At 53.4% G+C, this 14,824-nt stretch carries 24 protein-coding genes and 1 tRNA gene; 24 read left to right on the top strand and 1 reads right to left on the bottom strand.

Annotation, left to right across the window (positions count from 1 at the left end):
- Nucleotides 1–3: 3 nt before the first annotated feature.
- The 23 genes from rplP to GA0061077_RS03995 all read left to right on the top strand — a co-directional run bounded on the left by rplP (nucleotide 4) and on the right by GA0061077_RS03995 (nucleotide 12,494).
- Nucleotides 4–423: a 50S ribosomal protein L16 gene (rplP, locus tag GA0061077_RS04105; protein ID WP_091847711.1), complete on the top strand. Its 420-nt coding sequence runs from the start codon at nucleotides 4–6 to the stop codon at nucleotides 421–423.
- On the top strand, nucleotides 423–680 hold the full coding sequence (gene rpmC / locus GA0061077_RS04100; RefSeq protein WP_091847710.1) for a 50S ribosomal protein L29: 258 nt from the start codon (nucleotides 423–425) through the stop codon (nucleotides 678–680). The genes rplP and rpmC overlap by 1 nt, the downstream gene beginning before the upstream one ends.
- A 2-nt stretch (nucleotides 681–682) precedes the next feature.
- On the top strand, nucleotides 683–949 hold the full coding sequence (gene rpsQ, locus GA0061077_RS04095; RefSeq protein WP_091847709.1) for a 30S ribosomal protein S17: 267 nt from the start codon (nucleotides 683–685) through the stop codon (nucleotides 947–949).
- A 71-nt stretch (nucleotides 950–1,020) separates the two neighbouring features.
- Nucleotides 1,021–1,389 carry a 50S ribosomal protein L14 gene (gene rplN, locus GA0061077_RS04090; RefSeq protein ID WP_091847708.1) on the top strand — a complete coding sequence of 123 codons (369 nt, stop codon included), beginning with the start codon at nucleotides 1,021–1,023 and terminating at the stop codon, nucleotides 1,387–1,389.
- A gap of 1 nt (nucleotide 1,390) precedes the next feature.
- Nucleotides 1,391–1,726, top strand: a complete 336-nt coding sequence (rplX, locus tag GA0061077_RS04085; RefSeq protein ID WP_091847707.1) for a 50S ribosomal protein L24 — start codon at nucleotides 1,391–1,393, stop codon at nucleotides 1,724–1,726.
- Nucleotides 1,723–2,295 carry a 50S ribosomal protein L5 gene (rplE, locus tag GA0061077_RS04080; RefSeq protein ID WP_091847706.1) on the top strand — a complete coding sequence of 191 codons (573 nt, stop codon included), beginning with the start codon at nucleotides 1,723–1,725 and terminating at the stop codon, nucleotides 2,293–2,295. Before rplX ends, rplE begins: the two co-directional genes overlap by 4 nt.
- Nucleotide 2,296: 1 nt before the next feature.
- A complete protein-coding gene (locus tag GA0061077_RS04075; RefSeq protein WP_091847705.1) occupies nucleotides 2,297–2,482 on the top strand; it encodes a type Z 30S ribosomal protein S14 in 186 nt (61 codons plus the stop codon).
- An 88-nt stretch (nucleotides 2,483–2,570) separates the two neighbouring features.
- Nucleotides 2,571–2,969 (top strand): 30S ribosomal protein S8, encoded by a 399-nt coding sequence (gene rpsH, locus GA0061077_RS04070; protein WP_091847704.1) that lies wholly within the window; start codon nucleotides 2,571–2,573, stop codon nucleotides 2,967–2,969.
- A gap of 16 nt (nucleotides 2,970–2,985) precedes the next feature.
- On the top strand, nucleotides 2,986–3,525 hold the full coding sequence (gene rplF, locus GA0061077_RS04065) for a 50S ribosomal protein L6 (RefSeq protein WP_091847703.1): 540 nt from the start codon (nucleotides 2,986–2,988) through the stop codon (nucleotides 3,523–3,525).
- Between the two features lies 1 nt (nucleotide 3,526).
- Nucleotides 3,527–3,898 carry a 50S ribosomal protein L18 gene (rplR, locus tag GA0061077_RS04060; RefSeq protein WP_091847702.1) on the top strand — a complete coding sequence of 124 codons (372 nt, stop codon included), beginning with the start codon at nucleotides 3,527–3,529 and terminating at the stop codon, nucleotides 3,896–3,898.
- Nucleotides 3,895–4,641, top strand: a complete 747-nt coding sequence (gene rpsE / locus GA0061077_RS04055) for a 30S ribosomal protein S5 (RefSeq protein ID WP_091847701.1) — start codon at nucleotides 3,895–3,897, stop codon at nucleotides 4,639–4,641. Before rplR ends, rpsE begins: the two co-directional genes overlap by 4 nt.
- The gene (gene rpmD / locus GA0061077_RS04050; RefSeq protein WP_091847700.1) at nucleotides 4,641–4,820 is read left to right on the top strand and encodes a 50S ribosomal protein L30; all 180 of its coding nucleotides are present in this window, start codon (nucleotides 4,641–4,643) and stop codon (nucleotides 4,818–4,820) included. Before rpsE ends, rpmD begins: the two co-directional genes overlap by 1 nt.
- A gap of 1 nt (nucleotide 4,821) precedes the next feature.
- Nucleotides 4,822–5,280 carry a 50S ribosomal protein L15 gene (gene rplO / locus GA0061077_RS04045; protein WP_091847699.1) on the top strand — a complete coding sequence of 153 codons (459 nt, stop codon included), beginning with the start codon at nucleotides 4,822–4,824 and terminating at the stop codon, nucleotides 5,278–5,280.
- Between the two features lie 246 nt (nucleotides 5,281–5,526).
- The gene (secY, locus tag GA0061077_RS04040) at nucleotides 5,527–6,864 is read left to right on the top strand and encodes a preprotein translocase subunit SecY (protein WP_091847698.1); all 1,338 of its coding nucleotides are present in this window, start codon (nucleotides 5,527–5,529) and stop codon (nucleotides 6,862–6,864) included.
- Between the two features lie 153 nt (nucleotides 6,865–7,017).
- Nucleotides 7,018–7,578 (top strand): adenylate kinase, encoded by a 561-nt coding sequence (locus GA0061077_RS04035; RefSeq protein WP_091847697.1) that lies wholly within the window; start codon nucleotides 7,018–7,020, stop codon nucleotides 7,576–7,578.
- A 141-nt stretch (nucleotides 7,579–7,719) separates the two neighbouring features.
- Nucleotides 7,720–7,938: a translation initiation factor IF-1 gene (infA, locus tag GA0061077_RS04030; protein WP_003808114.1), complete on the top strand. Its 219-nt coding sequence runs from the start codon at nucleotides 7,720–7,722 to the stop codon at nucleotides 7,936–7,938.
- Between the two features lie 20 nt (nucleotides 7,939–7,958).
- A complete protein-coding gene (gene rpmJ / locus GA0061077_RS04025) occupies nucleotides 7,959–8,072 on the top strand; it encodes a 50S ribosomal protein L36 (RefSeq protein WP_043164480.1) in 114 nt (37 codons plus the stop codon).
- A 124-nt stretch (nucleotides 8,073–8,196) separates the two neighbouring features.
- Nucleotides 8,197–8,574: a 30S ribosomal protein S13 gene (gene rpsM / locus GA0061077_RS04020; protein WP_091847696.1), complete on the top strand. Its 378-nt coding sequence runs from the start codon at nucleotides 8,197–8,199 to the stop codon at nucleotides 8,572–8,574.
- Between the two features lie 100 nt (nucleotides 8,575–8,674).
- Nucleotides 8,675–9,073 (top strand): 30S ribosomal protein S11, encoded by a 399-nt coding sequence (rpsK, locus tag GA0061077_RS04015; RefSeq protein ID WP_091847695.1) that lies wholly within the window; start codon nucleotides 8,675–8,677, stop codon nucleotides 9,071–9,073.
- A gap of 79 nt (nucleotides 9,074–9,152) precedes the next feature.
- Entirely contained in the window at nucleotides 9,153–10,148 is a 996-nt protein-coding gene (locus GA0061077_RS04010) for a DNA-directed RNA polymerase subunit alpha (protein WP_091847694.1), read from the top strand.
- Between the two features lie 92 nt (nucleotides 10,149–10,240).
- The gene (gene rplQ / locus GA0061077_RS04005; protein WP_091847693.1) at nucleotides 10,241–10,807 is read left to right on the top strand and encodes a 50S ribosomal protein L17; all 567 of its coding nucleotides are present in this window, start codon (nucleotides 10,241–10,243) and stop codon (nucleotides 10,805–10,807) included.
- A gap of 110 nt (nucleotides 10,808–10,917) precedes the next feature.
- Nucleotides 10,918–12,048, top strand: a complete 1,131-nt coding sequence (locus tag GA0061077_RS04000) for a tRNA pseudouridine synthase A (RefSeq protein WP_091847692.1) — start codon at nucleotides 10,918–10,920, stop codon at nucleotides 12,046–12,048.
- A gap of 361 nt (nucleotides 12,049–12,409) precedes the next feature.
- Nucleotides 12,410–12,494 (top strand) — tRNA-Ser (locus tag GA0061077_RS03995).
- Nucleotides 12,495–12,601: 107 nt separating this feature from the next.
- Here the strand turns inward: GA0061077_RS03995 and GA0061077_RS03990 are convergent.
- Nucleotides 12,602–13,336, bottom strand: coding sequence for a hypothetical protein (locus GA0061077_RS03990; RefSeq protein WP_143249602.1), 735 nt, complete (start codon nucleotides 13,334–13,336; stop codon nucleotides 12,602–12,604).
- Nucleotides 13,337–13,585: 249 nt separating this feature from the next.
- Between GA0061077_RS03990 and nusA the strand changes: the two genes are divergently transcribed.
- Nucleotides 13,586–14,647 (top strand): transcription termination factor NusA, encoded by a 1,062-nt coding sequence (gene nusA, locus GA0061077_RS03985; RefSeq protein WP_091847690.1) that lies wholly within the window; start codon nucleotides 13,586–13,588, stop codon nucleotides 14,645–14,647.
- Nucleotides 14,648–14,824: the final 177 nt, after the last annotated feature.

Genomic DNA, 14,824 nt, shown 5'->3' with positions numbered 1-14,824 from the left:
GATATGCTTATCCCAAAGAGGACTAAGTACCGTAAACAGCAGCGTCCGAAGCGTCGCGGCATGTCCAAGGGCGGTAACGAGATTTCGTTCGGCGATTTCGGCATTCAGGCTTTGGCCCCTGCCTACATCACCAACCGTCAGATCGAGGCTGCTCGTATCGCCATGACCCGCTACATCAAGCGTGGCGGTCGTGTGTGGATCACGATCTTCCCTGATCGTCCTTTGACCAAGCACGCACTCGGAAGCCGAATGGGTTCCGGTAAGGGCACACCCGAGTCCTGGATTGCCAATGTGCATCCTGGTCGAGTGATGTTCGAGATTGGCGGCGTCGATGAGACTGTCGCAAGAGAAGCCCTTCGCCGAGCTATCGACAAGTTGCCGATGAAGTGCCGCATTATTGCACGTGAAGGCGGTGATCTCTGATGTCAGTCGGAACTGCAGACTACACCATCAAGAATCTCAATGAGAAGACCAATGACGAAATTGAAGGCTTCCTGAAGAAGTCTAAGGAAGAGCTGTTTAACCTGCGCTTCCAGAACGCCACTGGTCAGCTTGACAATTCCGCAAGGCTCAAAGCCGTCAAGCACGACATCGCAAGGATGTACACCGTCCTGCGTGAGCGTGAACTCGGCATCAGCCAGGAACCTGAGTCGGGCGACACGAAGACTGAGGAGAAGTAAGCATGGCTGAAAAGCAAGAGCGCAACTTCCGCAAGACTCGTACTGGTTATGTCGTGTCCGACGCAATGGACAAGACCATCACCGTCGAGCTCGAGCAGCGTTCGACCCACCCGCTGTATGGCAAGGTCGTCCGCTCCACTCGTAAGGTCAAGGTTCATGACGAGCACAACGATGCCCACAGGGGTGATTTGGTGCGTATCATGGAAACGCGGCCTTTGAGCAAGACCAAGCGTTGGCGTCTCGACTCCATCGTCGAACGCGCCAAGTAACAAGTTCGGCAAGGCTCCGCTGCACACCCTAACCGGTGGCAGGGGAGAACCAGCGCGGCTAAGGAGAATCAATGATTCAGCAGGAAACGCGGCTTCATGTCGCCGACAACACGGGTGCCAAGGAGATTTTGGCCATCCGAGTGCTCGGCGGATCGAAGCGACGCTATGCCGGCATTGGCGACGTGATCGTCGCCTCCGTCAAGGACGCGATCCCTGGCGGGTCGGTCAAGAAGGGCGATGTAGTCAAGGCTGTTGTCGTCCGTACGGTCAAGGAGCATCGTCGTAAAGACGGCTCATACATCAAGTTCGACGAGAACGCTGCGGTTATTCTGGGCTCCGGCCATGAACCGAAGGGCACTCGTATCTTCGGACCGGTCGGTCGTGAATTGCGTGACAAGCGCTTCATGAAGATTGTGTCCCTCGCCCCGGAGGTGATTTGAGATGGTAGCCAAGATTAAGACCGGCGACCAGGTCAAGGTCATCCGCGGCAAGGATCGCGGCAAGGAGGGCAAGGTCACCCGAGTTCTCCCCAACGATCGTTTGATTGTCGAGGGTGTGCAAATCGTCAAGAAGCATGTGCGCGCTACCCAGCAGGGTCAGCAGGCCGGCATCGTCTCCGTTGAGGCGCCGATTCATCGCTCGAACGTGATGGTCATCGACCCGGAGACCAAGGAACCGACCCGTGTTGGCGTTAAGATCACGACTGAGGCCGTAGACGGCAAAGTCAAGACCGTGCGCACACGCATCGCAAAGAAATCAGGAAAGGAGCTGGCATGACCGATACATCAGTCGAAGCGCCGGCAACACCGCGCCTGAAGCAGCAGTACATCGACAAGATTGTGCCCGAACTCGAGAAGGAATTCAAGTATTCCAACCCGATGCAGGTCGCAAAGGTTCAGAAGGTCGTTGTTTCCATGGGTGTTGGCGCCGCGGCTCGCGACTCCAAGCTCATCGAAGGCGCGGTCAAGGACCTCACCGCGATTACCGGCCAAAAGCCCAAGATTACCAAGGCAAAGAAGTCTGTCGCGCAGTTCCATCTGCGTGAGGGACAGGCCATCGGTGCGTATGTCACTCTTCGTGGTGATCGTATGTGGGAGTTCCTAGATCGGTTGCTCGTTCTGGCTTTGCCGCGTATTCGCGATTTCCGCGGTATCAGTGGCAAGCAGTTCGACGGTCAGGGTAACTACAACTTCGGTCTGACCGAGCAGTCTATGTTCCATGAGATTGATCCAGATCAGATTGATCATCAGCGTGGTATGGACATCACCGTAGTGACCAGCACCAAGGATGACAAGGAGGCTCGGGCATTGCTCAAGCACCTTGGATTCCCCTTTAAGGAGAACTGATATGGCAAAAACTGCTCTCAGAAACAAGGCTGCTGCCAAGCCAAAGTTCAAGGTGCGCGGTTACACGCGTTGCCAGGTTTGTGGCCGTCCCCACTCCGTATATCGCAAGTTCGGCCTGTGCCGCATCTGCCTTCGTGAGAAGGCACACCGTGGCGAGCTGCCCGGAGTTACGAAGTCCAGTTGGTAAACATCGACGCTGAAGGTCCTCGGCCGGGGCAGATCATTACGATTTGCTCCGGCGGAGGAAACCACGGCGAGAAAGGGCGTTAGCCCACATGACAATGACAGATCCAATCGCAGACATGCTTACGCGTCTGCGTAATGCGAGTACAGCGAAACATGAAACAGTTTCCATGCCGTACTCCAAGTTCAAGGCGGCAATTGCCGAGATTCTGAAGCAGGAAGGTTATATTGAAAACTTCACTGCTACGGATGCTCGTGTTGGTCAGAATCTCGAGATTACGTTGAAGTATGGTCCTAATGGCGAACGTGCCATTCAGGGAATCAAGCGTATTTCGAAGCCAGGCCTCCGTCGCTATGCCAAGTCGGACGCACTGCCTATGCCCCTCGGTGGCATGGGCGTTGCGATTATCTCGACCAGTGCAGGATTGTTGACCCAGAAGGAATGCCTCGACCGGGGCATTGGTGGCGAAATCGTCGCCTTCGTTTGGTGAGGAAGGAGAGCTAAACATGGCATCACATATTGGCAAGCTCCCCGTCGCCATCCCGGCTGGCGTGGAAGTGAAGATTGATGGACAGAACTTCAGCGTCAAGGGCGCCAAGGGTTCTGATTCCTACATCATTCCCGATGGCATTACTGCACGGATCGAAGACAACACCATCTTCTTCGACCCGAAGGATGAGCAGGTGCAGACTCGTGCAAATCACGGTCTCGCTCGTTCCATCGTCGCTTCGAAGATTCAGGGTGTGAACGAAGGCTTCACGAAGACCTTGGACATCGTAGGCACGGGTTACCGCGCTCAGATGAAGGGCCAGGGCATCGAGTTTTCGCTTGGTTATTCGCATACCATCACCGTCAACCCGCCCGAGGGCATCACCTTCGAGCTGCCGAACGCAAACCAGGTTGTCGTCAAGGGTACTGATAAGCAGGCGGTCGGTCAGGCTGCGGCTAATATCCGCGCACTGCGTAAACCTGAACCCTACAAGGGTAAGGGTATCAAGTACTCCGATGAGCACATCCTGCGCAAGGTTGGAAAGGCTGGTAAGTGATATGACAGTCAAGATTTTCGGTAAGGGCAAGACAGTCGCAAGACTTCGTCGTCACGCCCGTCTGCGCAAGCACATCAACGGAACCGCACAGCGGCCGCGTCTCGTGGTCACTCGTTCCAATCGTCACATGGTCGCTCAGATCGTTGACGACACTAAGGGAACGACGCTGGTCAGCGAGTCCACCATCACCCATGATTTCGATGGGTTCAAGGGCACCAAGACTGAGGCTGCCCAGAAGGTTGGCGAGCTGATTGCCAAGAAGGCCAAGGATGCTGGTATCGACTCCGTGGTCTTCGACCGTGGCGGTAACAAGTATCATGGTCGCGTCGCAGCTGTTGCTGAAGGCGCCCGTCAGGGAGGTCTTGCACTTTGAGCGACAACGAGAAGGAAACCCAAGTGGCTGAAGAAAATCAGAACACGCAGGCATCCAACGACAACAAGCAAGGCCAGCGCAATGATGACCGTCGCGGTTCGCGTCGCGGTGGTCGCGGTGAAGGTCGTCGTGGAGAGCGTCGTGGTCGTCACGAGGAAAATCGTGGCGATGAGTTGCTCGATCGCGTGGTGACCATCAATCGCGTTTCCAAGACCCGTAAGGGTGGCCGTAGCATGAGCTTTGCTGCTCTTGTTGTGGTCGGAGACGGTAATGGCACCGTGGGCATTGGTTATGGCAAGTCCCGTGAGGTTCCTGCCGCAATTGCCAAGGGCCAGCTTGATGCCAAGAAGCATATGATCACGGTTCCGCGCGTTCGCGGCACTGTGACTCACCCGGTCATCGGCCATGACGCTGCAGGTACTGTTCTGCTTCGTCCGGCTGCACCTGGTACCGGTGTAATCGCCGGTGGTGCTGTTCGTGCCGTTATGGAATGTGCAGGCATCACCGACATCCTTACCAAGTCGATGGGCAGCGCCACCGCAGTCAATGTGGTTCGTGCCACCATTGACGCATTGAAGCAGCTCGAAGAGCCGGAAGAGATTGCTGCTCGTCGTGGTCTGACGGTTGAGGAAGTTGCTCCTGACAACCTGCTTCGTGCTCGCGCCGAAGGCATTGCCGAGGCTCGCAAGGCCCGTGAGGACGCCAAAGCCGAAGCTGAACAAGCTAAGGATGGTGAGGAGTGATGGCAGATTTGAAGATCACGCTCATAAAAGGTCTGGTCAACCGTAAGCCGGCTCAGCGCGACTCCGTTCGCACGCTTGGTCTGCACAAGATCGGTCAGACGGTCGTTCGTGAGGACACCCCCGCAACCCGCGGTCTGATCAATACGGTTCGCCACTTGGTCACGGTTGAGGAGGCCTGATATGGCAGAACAAGAAGAAAACACGATTTTGCAGATGCATGATCTGCGTCCTGCTCCGGGTGCCAAGAAGAAGCGCACTCGCGTGGGCCGCGGTGAAGGTTCCAAGGGTAAAACCGCGGGACGTGGCGCGAAGGGTACGCTGAAGCGTTATCAGGTTCGCCCAGGTTTCGAAGGTGGACAGTTGCCGCTGTACATGCGTTTGCCCAAACTTCGTGGATTTAAGAGCCCCTTCAAGAAGGAATTCCAGGTCGTTAACGTCGCTACTCTTGCGGAGCTGTTCCCCAAGGGTGGAGAAATTACTGTTGAAGATCTGGTCAAGGCTGGCGCGGTTCGCGACGGCTATCCGGTTAAGGTCTTGGGGGATGGCGAGATTACTGCTGCTTTCACTCTAAAGGGTGTGAAGGCTTCGAAGACCGCTCAGGCTAAGATTGAGGCTGCAGGCGGCACCATTTCCGAATAGTTTTCGGAATCCATGTTCTCAAGCTGTAGTTTGAAAGCATGGTTTGCATGGTCCTCTTTGCGAGAGCAAAGAGGACCATCTTGCTGATAGTGGGAAAGTATATTGTGCTATCGAAACTTTCGACAGGATTATTGGTAGCGGTGTTGTGGTCGTAACATATGATTGGTAGATGGATAACGCTACCATTGTCATTTAGTATGTTTGCATTGGCACATAAGGTGTGCTGAAGAGGGGGAGGAAATCCAGGTGAGGACGTTAATCCAGGCCCTAAAAACGAAAGAACTTCGCCATAAGATTTTCTTCGTGCTAGGTCTTATTGTCATTTACCGTATCGGATCATTCATACCGACACCGGGAGTGGACTACAGAGTGGTTCAGCAATGTGTTGGCACAATGAAGACGACGCAGGAGAATTTCGTAGGGTTGGTCAACCTCTTCTCCGGTGGAGCTATGCTTCAGATTTCCATCTTTGCGTTGGGTGTGATGCCGTATATCACCGCATCCATCGTCATTCAGTTGCTGCGTGTCGTTATTCCGCGCTTCGAGGCCTTGCATAAGGAAGGCCAGTCTGGCGAGACGAAACTGACGCAGTACACTCGTTACCTCACCATTGGTTTGGCGATTTTGCAGTCCACCACGATTTTGGTCACCGCTCGTTCAGGTGCGTTGTTCAACTATCGCTGCGGACAGGTCATACCTGACGGTTCTGTATGGAATCTCGTCGTCATGGTGCTTGTTATGACAGGTGGAACTGGTCTGATCATGTGGATGGCCGAGTTGATTACTGATAAGGGCATCGGCCAAGGTATGTCCATCCTGATCTTCATGTCCATCTGCTCCGGATTCCTTCCTCAACTTTGGGAGATTGGCTGGGGCACCGACGGGAAAAACGGTAACTGGCAGTACTTTGGTATCATCATCGCGGTTCTTGTCGTTATTCTCGTGTTTGTTGATTTCGTCGAGCTCTCGCAGCGACGTATTCCGGTGCAATATACACGCCGTATGATTGGACGCAAGATGTATGGTGGTTCATCCACCTACCTTCCTTTGAAGATCAATATGTCCGGTGTCATCCCGCCGATCTTCGCTTCTTCGATACTTGCTATTCCTACATTGATCGCTCAGTTCGGTAAATCCGATAAGGAGTGGGTCAAGTGGATCAACACCAATTTGGCCAACACCACGTCTGTCTGGTACATCTCGCTATATGCCCTGATGATTGTCTTCTTCTGCTTCTTCTACACCTCAATCACGTTCAATCCTGATGAGACTGCAGATAACATGAAGCAGTATGGCGGCTTTATCCCCGGTATCCGTGCAGGCAGCGCCACGAGCCGTTACCTGAGCTACGTGATGAACAGGCTGAACACGGTTGGTGCCATTTATCTGCTGTTTGTGGCTTTGATCCCGACCATGCTCATCATGATGCTTCATCTCAACAACAAACTTCCGTTCGGTGGCACCACCGTTCTGATTATTGCTGGTGTCGGTCTTGATACCCTGCGCCAGGCGAAGGCTCAGACCGAGCAGTTCCAGTACACTGGTTTCTTGCTTGAAGATACTGACCACGTCGAAGGTAAGTAATCGATCGTATCCAGATATGGGTTTGTCTTTGCATGATTCATCCGTCCATTGCCGTAAGGCAGGGCGGATGAACCTGTATCTGCAGCAGCTCGAGAAAACAAGAATGCTTTGGAAAATCAAACTTTAAAACAACAACGACAAAAGGAAAATGATATGCGCCTTCTTATTATGGGCCCGCAAGGAGTGGGCAAAGGAACTCAAGCCAAGCTGATTGCCGAGCACTACGGCATTCCGCACATTTCCACCGGTGACATCTTCCGCTACAACATGAAGAACGAGACCCCGCTGGGACTTGAGGCAAAAAGCTATACCGACAAAGGTCAGCTGGTTCCGGATGAACTTACAAACAAGATTGTTAAAGATCGTCTTGCCATGGATGACGCGAAAAACGGCTGGATTCTTGATGGCTATCCGCGCAATGCATCGCAGGTAGAAGCGCTTGACAAGATGCTTGAGGAACTCGGCACACCGCTCGACAAGGCAGTGGCTCTTGATGCCGATCGTGATACCCTGCTGGCCCGTATAGCCAAGCGCTCGGCTGAAGAGGGTCGTGCTGACGACAATGCCGAGGCAATTGCACAACGTCTTAAGACCTACGATGAGCAGACGGCTCCACTGCTTGACGTCTACAAGAAACGCAGTTGCCTTGTTTCCATCGATGGTGAGGGTGACATCGATAAGATTTCCCAGAAGATTTTCGACGCTCTCGATTGAACGGGTAGTCAATACCAACAAGAGGGGATTGAAAGCAACACGCCGTGTCGCTTTCAATCCCCTTATTTGCTATGATGTTAAGTTGGTGTGTTCTCAAACATGCCAAAAATGTAATATCGGCCAAAGAACGGAATGAGGCTCATGGCTAAAGACGGTGTGATTGAAGTAGAAGGTCAGGTGGTGGAAGCACTGCCTAACGCGATGTTTCGCGTAGAACTCGAAAACAAGCACATCGTGCTCGCAACCATCTCAGGTAAGATGCGTAAGAACTATATCCGCATCCTTCCGCAGGACCGCGTGGTCCTTGAGATGAGCCCGTACGATCTGAACCGCGGACGTATTACGTACCGTTATAAGTAAGGTACAAGCAAAGGAAAACCATGAAGGTCAGCCCTAGTGTGAAGAGGATCTGCGAGAATTGCCGCGTGATTCGTCGTCACGGTCGCGTCATGGTAATCTGCTCAAACCCGCGCCACAAACAGCGTCAAGGCTGAGCAGAAAACCTAGACCAAAAGAAGGTATTGAGTCGCAGCTGAAAAGCTGAACCCCGGGCACGCAGGCCTGGGCCGGGAAACCGGGTGACTTGGTACAAACCTGCGGAACATAGAAGGAATCGCAATGGCACGTCTTGCCGGAGTCGACATCCCCAATGAGAAGCGCATCGAGATCGCCCTCACCTATATTTTTGGTGTAGGTCGTACTCGCGCGAAGGAAACGCTTGCCGCAACCGGAGTAGATCCGGACATTCGCGTCAAGGATCTGAGTGATAAGCAGCTTATTACGTTGCGCGACTATCTTGAGGCCAATTATAAGATTGAAGGCGATCTGCGTCGTGAAGTAGATGCGGATATTCGCCGCAAGATTCAGATCAACTGCTATCAGGGTCAGCGTCATCGCCACCATCTGCCCGTACGCGGTCAGCGCACGAAGACCAACGCCCGTACCCGCAAGGGACCGAAGCGTACTGTTGCAGGAAAGAAAAAGGCCGTCAAGTAAGGTCTAGCGCTTATGAAGAGGGACGGGGCGTCGCTGTTGTCTGCTGCGTTCCATGCTCTTCTGACGTAGAGAATCATTCGCATTTAGGAAACGAGGATCAATGGCTGCTGCAAAGCAAGCTGCGCGCAAGCCCCGCCGCCGCGACCGCAAGTCGGTACCGGTCGGGCAAGCGCACATCAAGTCCACTTTCAATAACACCATCATCTCCATCACTGATCCCTCAGGCGCAGTCGTTGCTTGGGCTTCCGGTGGCGATGTCGGGTTCAAGGGCTCACGTAAGTCAACTCCTTACGCCGCAGGCATGGCTGCTGAGTCAGCCGCGCACAAGGCGCAGGAACATGGCGTCAAGAAGGTTGACGTCTTCGTCAAGGGTCCGGGTTCCGGTCGTGAGACCGCCATCCGCTCTCTGCAGTCCGCAGGTCTCGAAGTCGGTTCCATTACCGATGTCACCCCGCAGGCCCATAACGGTGTACGCCCCCCGAAGCGTCGCCGCGTCTGAAGCACTTCATTTAACCATCCGTCCAACCTGCTTATGATCAGTGAGTGCACCACCGATCAGAAGCTGAAAGGATAACACAGTGCTTATTGCACAGCGTCCGCAACTTACTGAGGAATCACTGAATCCGCAGCGTTCTCGTTTCGTTATCGAGCCGCTTGAGCCTGGATTCGGCTACACGCTTGGTAATTCGTTGCGTCGTACCCTGTTGAGTTCCATCCCTGGAGCTGCAGTCACTTCAGTACGTATTTCCGGTGCCCTTCATGAGTTTACAACTCTGCCAGGTGTCGAGGAAGACGTGACCGAGATTCTGCTCAATGTTAAGGGAATCGTACTCACCAGTGAATATGACGAACCTGTTGTTATGTATCTGCGTAAGAGCGGGAAAGGCGAAGCCACCGCGGGGGATATCACTCCTCCTTCAGGTGTAACCATCGCTAATCCCGACATGCATATCGCCACTCTTGCTGACGATGGCGAACTCGAGATTGAGTTTACTGTCGAACGTGGCCGTGGGTATGTACCTGCACAGATGAACAAGCAGGACAACGATGAGATTGGCCGCATTCCGGTTGATTCTATTTATTCGCCGGTACTTAAGGTGAGCTATAAGGTCGAGGCCACCCGTGTCGAACAGCGCACGGATTTCGATAAGCTCATTCTTGATGTGGAGACCAAACCTGCGATTTCGCCGCGAGATGCAGTAGCATCTGCCGGTTCCACCCTGGTTGAGCTTTTCGGCCTGTGCCATGAGCTCAATTCGGAAGCGGAAGGTGTCGAGGTCGGCCCCGCTCCGGTAGAAGAAGAGGTCAACCCGGAGATGGCGATTCCGATTGAGGAGCTCAATCTCACCCAGCGCAGCTATAACTGCCTGAAGCGTGAAGGTATTCACACTGTTGGTGAATTGGTATCCCACACCGAGCAGGATCTGCTCGACATCCGTAATTTTGGTATGAAGTCGATCGATGAGGTTAAGGAGAAGCTTGAAAGTATGGGTCTCTCTTTGAAGGCCTCTCCGTTGGGCTTCGATACCCACAACCTTGAAGGTGGCACTTTCTTCTCGCCTGAAGACGAGTAGAACCCAGCTTCATTCTAAGTTCCGGTACTGTTTCGGATGTTCGGGCGTATGCCCACCTGAGCAGTATAGAACCGGAGCGTTAAGGAGTAATAATGCCTACACCTAGAAAAGGGCCGCATCTGGCTTCAAGCCCGGCTCATGAGCGTTTGATGCTCGCGAACATGGCAACTAGCCTGTTTGAGCACGGCCGCATCGTTACCACCTTGCCGAAGGCCAAGCGCCTTCGTCCGGTGGTCGAGCGTCTGATCACTTTCGCAAAGAATGGTGATCTTGCTCATCGCCGTCGTGTGATGCGCGTCATTCGAAACAAGTCAGTCGTCCACAAGCTCTTCACTGAGATTGCGGAGCAGATGCAGCAGCGCGAGGGTGGTTACACCCGAATCGTTAAGATCGCGCCTGCCAAGGGCAACAACGCACCACGCGCCATCATCGAGCTCGTAACCGAACCGGTAAGCGCCAAGAAGTCCGTTGTCAAGGAAGCTGAAGTCGCAGCTGCCGTCGCCGCCGACAAGGCTGAGGTCAAGAAAGCCGAAGCTAAGTCAGTGGAAACCACGGACAAGGCTGACGTTATGGAAACCCAAGTTGACACAGATGTTGCTGCAGCTGATGCAGCAGTCGAAGAGACCGAGGCCAAGCAAGCCGACGAGGAAGAGAAGTGAGTCGCTAGTACTTACTGATTTTCTTGAGAAGACCGGAGACACAAGTCTCCGGTCTTCTTCGTTTCATATTCCATTCAACGTAGGAACGTATCGGAAGTATACTGGCTACGATGAGATTACGAATTGATTTGGCTTATGATGGTGCTGCCTTTCATGGTTGGGCTAGGCAACCGGGTTTGCGTACGGTTCAGGGTATTTTTGAAGAGGTGTTACATACGGTATTGCGTATAGCTGCGGACGACGAAGATGAGCCGTTGCGGCTGGTTGTCGCTGGACGCACCGATACCGGTGTGCACGCCTCCCATCAAGTCTGTCATTTGGATGTCGGGGAGAAGACCATCGAACGTTGTGTCGGGCATATGGAAGTGCCTGCGATTGAAGCATTGAAACGTAGATTAAGGCATGATCTTCCTGATGACATCAACTTGCACGATATTAGCATCGCTCCGGAAGGTTTTGACGCGCGTTTTTCGGCGTTGGAACGTACCTATGTCTACCGGATTGCCGATGGTGCCGGACCAGCTGCCGATCCTCGGTTGCGAGGGTTTGTGTTCAGGATTGAGGATGAGCTGGATATTGCGGTCATGAATGAAGCTGCGGTAAAAACTATTGGATTGCATGATTTTGGCTCATTTGCGACGCCTAACCCCGGCGGCACTACGATACGTGAGGTGAAACGGGCGTCGTGGCGACGTGTGCCAATGACAGGAATGTATGGTGATGCTCTCAGTTCCTGCGCTCGATGCGCAAGGCCGGAAATGCGGAGGGAAGCGTCTGCTGATGTACGCAGTTCAGTAATCGGGAATGGCGTCAATGGCGAATCTTCATCAACCGGTGTAAACGTGGACCATGGCGATCTAAGTCTGCGTGAGACCGAAGAAGACAAGAACGATGGCGTTCAATCGTGTGAAAGCCTCGATGTTGCTGACATCCAGTTGTCGTCAACCTCCCAAGACTATGTTGTTCCATCGATTGAATCGGGACTGATTTGTTTCACGATCGTAGCTGACGCCTTTGCGCGCAACATGGTCCGGTCTCTTGTCAACGCGTGCGTACAGGTTGGTCGTCATCGCAAGTCGTTGGACTGGTTCGCCCAAAAGATCGATGTTCCTGTGCGAGAAGGATCGACCGGCCCGATTGCAGCCTGTGGCCTTACTCTGGAGCACGTCGATTATCCTATCGATGCGGAGTTGGGCAAAAGGGCTGAAGCGATTCGTGCAAGGCGCACCTTGAACGAGTAATCGGTTCAGTATTGCCATCCGTGCTCGTTCGGTGATCTCCCAGTTTGGCTTTTTGAAGTGACAGAGCGGACTCTTATCTTGCCAATGTGTACGTAAGCGAGCATTGTGCTGCTGTTTACTGGGTCGCGTTATAGATTCAATCGGTTTGTTGGTGTCTGGTCGATCCAGAATTGAGCAGCGGAGAATGAATCCGAGGAATTGAGTCTCGAAAACATAAGCCGCGGATTTATTTCACCAATGTTGTGCTCTAGGTTGTGTTTGGAGAAAATCGAAAAGATGGATGGCAAATGGTTGTGCGCCACGCCCGGTTGCGTTGGTTGATGAGTTGCCTTATACTGTGAAAGTTGCGGTTTTACGCAAAGGATAAGTGTCCGAGCGGTCTAAGGAGCACGCCTCGAAAGCGTGTGAGGGGCAACCCTCCGCGAGTTCGAATCTCGCCTTATCCGCATCAAACCTCCGTGGCTTCGGTTTCGGAGGTTTTTTATTTCCCCAGTTGGAACTGTTCAATCTGGAAGAGTCTCAACTGGACCGTAACCTTTCAGCGCGCGATTACTCATCCCAATAGTGCCGCATCGGTTGCCGGGTAACCTTCCGATAGCGCCAGATATGCGCGTGAACTGATTAGATCGGAAAGTACGGCTAGTGAAGTGTTTGTTGCGCCGCCTGTGACATTACCGCGGTGCTTCGTCCCGTCGTCATCACGGGAGTCGGTAAGAGCAGAGGCGAGTGCCGTCAGAGATTCCCGAGCACAACCCATTTCAACGACGGCTATGGTTGGTGCCTGCAGATCCGTGGATGGGTCGGTGATAACATCCGGATGTGCCAGAAGATCACTGGTGTCATAGACTTTCTGCCTCGGATCTTCGACCCGAGCGTTCGACATGTCCTCATGTGGCTCAATCGAAATAAGCCGAGCGGCTACCGCCTTGTGGTCATCGCTCAACCGTAGGGTGGCCCCGTTGACACCTTTGGCCGCCAGGACCTCGGTTTCGAAACCTGCTCGGTCTTCTGCCAAAGCAACGCCGCCAATGGTTTTATTATCGAGACTCAAGGCAACCACTTCATTAAGGTTTGCGATCTGAGCACTGGGATGCACAGTGTTGCTTACACCGATTAATGGTGCAAGATTCTTCTGTATCCATTGCATCTGGACGCTTTTCATGGTGTATATACCGAACTGGGCGGGGCAGGATGCCGCTGCATCTTTCCAAGCTTGCGCTGCGTCTCCGGCAGAAATATATCGCGCGACAAACGGGTTGTCCGCTGTGGTTCGTGAGGTTGAACGCATCGCATTGCTATAAGCCGACTTGCAAGGGCCTGCTTGTTCGGCTTGGGATTCGAGCCTGGGCGGATTGCACGCGGCTAAAGACAGCATTGTGACGATGGCCGTTGCACTGGCGAGGACGCACCGTCCCAGTGGATTCCGCAATAAGGAAAAAATCTGACCTGTCTGCATAAACAACTAAAATACTGGTTGATTGTGACTTAATGGGCTAAAGGGCTCGATAGATAATTTCATATAGGAGGTCTTGCGACCATGGAACTAGACCTGGCAGGTATTCATCAGCTCGCGGCTGGACAAGGAATCGATTCCGAGACACTTGATAACGCACTTTCTGAAGCGTTGTTATTGGCATATAGTAAAACATCTCACCCGGCGAAACATGTACGTGTCGAGCTTGACGATCGTGCCGGTACGTTTACGATTTGGGCGAGGGACGAGAAACCGGTGGAGCCTACCGAAGAAAATCCGCATCCACGTCCGGAATTGGGCGAGGAATATGATGATACGCCTCACGACTTCGGACGTTTGGCAGCTTCGACCGCTCGACAGGTGATTCGACAGCTGTTCCGTGATGCGGAAGACGAGCGAGTGCTTGGTGCATTTGCTGGGCAAAAGGGCAAGCTGATTACCGGCATTATTCAGCAGGATATGAAGGATCCGGCGAATGTGCACGTCGCCGTCGGTGACGTTGAGGCCATTTTGCCCAAGCGTGAGCAGGTTCCGGGTGAGCATTATCGCCATGGGGAGCGTTTACGTGTGTATGTTGTTACCGTTGGTCGCGGACTTAAAGGGCCGGAAATCGTCGTGTCGCGCTCGCATCCGGAATTGGTTCGTCAGCTCTTTGAGCGTGAAGTGCCCGAGTTGGTCTCCGGCGCGGTGTCCATTATGGCTATCGCTCGTGAAGCCGGCGCACGTACAAAGATCGCTGTGCGTGCCAACACCGAAGGGGTCAATCCCAAAGGTGCTTTGATCGGACCCGGCGGCGCTCGCGTTCGTGCTGTGATGGAAAATCTAGGTCCGGAAAAAATCGATATCGTCGATTGGTCGAAAGACCCGGCAAAATTCGTTGGTTCAGCACTGTCTCCTGCAGTGGTAACCGGTGTTGACATCGTCAGCGAGAAGAACAAGACGGCAGTCGCCTATATCCACGATGATCAGCTTTCGCTTGCGATTGGTAAGGAAGGGCAAAATGCGAGGTTGGCGGCCAAACTTACCGGTTGGAAGATTGGCATCGAATCCAGTGAGGCCCGGGCGGCAGCGCAGGGAGCCCAAGGGTTCGAAGAGGCGAACGCTTCGGCAGGAAACGAGCAGTAGCCTTCAATCCAGCATCACGAGTATGCTGGATTGAAGTAATCCGAATGTGGGCACGTAGGGTGTCTGCATGTCGGTTGGAGACGAGGAACACAATCATGGTCGCACGATGAGTCTGGATAAACTCGCCGTAACAATATATTGATCGCGCCATTACGCGCGGTCACAATAGTAGGAGAA

It is taken from the genome of Bifidobacterium commune, from assembly GCF_900094885.1.
GTDB classification, from domain to species: Bacteria; Actinomycetota; Actinomycetes; order Actinomycetales; family Bifidobacteriaceae; genus Bifidobacterium; species Bifidobacterium commune.
This window is presented reverse-complemented; position numbering and strand designations above follow the sequence as displayed.

Bases quoted from the DNA above. Each gene is read 5' to 3' on its own strand.
- rplX (WP_091847707.1), top strand. From the start codon at position 1,391: ATGGTAGCCAAGATTAAGACCGGCGACCAGGTCAAGGTCATCCGCGGC.
- rpsK (WP_091847695.1), top strand. From the start codon at position 8,675: ATGGCTGCTGCAAAGCAAGCTGCGCGCAAGCCCCGCCGCCGCGACCGC.
- nusA (WP_091847690.1), top strand. From the start codon at position 13,586: ATGGAACTAGACCTGGCAGGTATTCATCAGCTCGCGGCTGGACAAGGA.
- rpmC (WP_091847710.1), top strand. From the start codon at position 423: ATGTCAGTCGGAACTGCAGACTACACCATCAAGAATCTCAATGAGAAG.
- rplP (WP_091847711.1), top strand. From the start codon at position 4: ATGCTTATCCCAAAGAGGACTAAGTACCGTAAACAGCAGCGTCCGAAG.
- infA (WP_003808114.1), top strand. From the start codon at position 7,720: ATGGCTAAAGACGGTGTGATTGAAGTAGAAGGTCAGGTGGTGGAAGCA.
- rplN (WP_091847708.1), top strand. From the start codon at position 1,021: ATGATTCAGCAGGAAACGCGGCTTCATGTCGCCGACAACACGGGTGCC.
- rplQ (WP_091847693.1), top strand. From the start codon at position 10,241: ATGCCTACACCTAGAAAAGGGCCGCATCTGGCTTCAAGCCCGGCTCAT.
- rpsM (WP_091847696.1), top strand. From the start codon at position 8,197: ATGGCACGTCTTGCCGGAGTCGACATCCCCAATGAGAAGCGCATCGAG.
- rpsH (WP_091847704.1), top strand. From the start codon at position 2,571: ATGACAATGACAGATCCAATCGCAGACATGCTTACGCGTCTGCGTAAT.
- rpmD (WP_091847700.1), top strand. From the start codon at position 4,641: ATGGCAGATTTGAAGATCACGCTCATAAAAGGTCTGGTCAACCGTAAG.
- rpsQ (WP_091847709.1), top strand. From the start codon at position 683: ATGGCTGAAAAGCAAGAGCGCAACTTCCGCAAGACTCGTACTGGTTAT.
- GA0061077_RS04035 (WP_091847697.1), top strand. From the start codon at position 7,018: ATGCGCCTTCTTATTATGGGCCCGCAAGGAGTGGGCAAAGGAACTCAA.
- GA0061077_RS04075 (WP_091847705.1), top strand. From the start codon at position 2,297: ATGGCAAAAACTGCTCTCAGAAACAAGGCTGCTGCCAAGCCAAAGTTC.
- rpmJ (WP_043164480.1), top strand. From the start codon at position 7,959: ATGAAGGTCAGCCCTAGTGTGAAGAGGATCTGCGAGAATTGCCGCGTG.
- rplO (WP_091847699.1), top strand. From the start codon at position 4,822: ATGGCAGAACAAGAAGAAAACACGATTTTGCAGATGCATGATCTGCGT.
- rplF (WP_091847703.1), top strand. From the start codon at position 2,986: ATGGCATCACATATTGGCAAGCTCCCCGTCGCCATCCCGGCTGGCGTG.
- rplR (WP_091847702.1), top strand. From the start codon at position 3,527: ATGACAGTCAAGATTTTCGGTAAGGGCAAGACAGTCGCAAGACTTCGT.
- GA0061077_RS04000 (WP_091847692.1), top strand. From the start codon at position 10,918: ATGAGATTACGAATTGATTTGGCTTATGATGGTGCTGCCTTTCATGGT.
- rplE (WP_091847706.1), top strand. From the start codon at position 1,723: ATGACCGATACATCAGTCGAAGCGCCGGCAACACCGCGCCTGAAGCAG.
- GA0061077_RS03990 (WP_143249602.1), bottom strand. From the start codon at position 13,336: ATGCGTTCAACCTCACGAACCACAGCGGACAACCCGTTTGTCGCGCGA.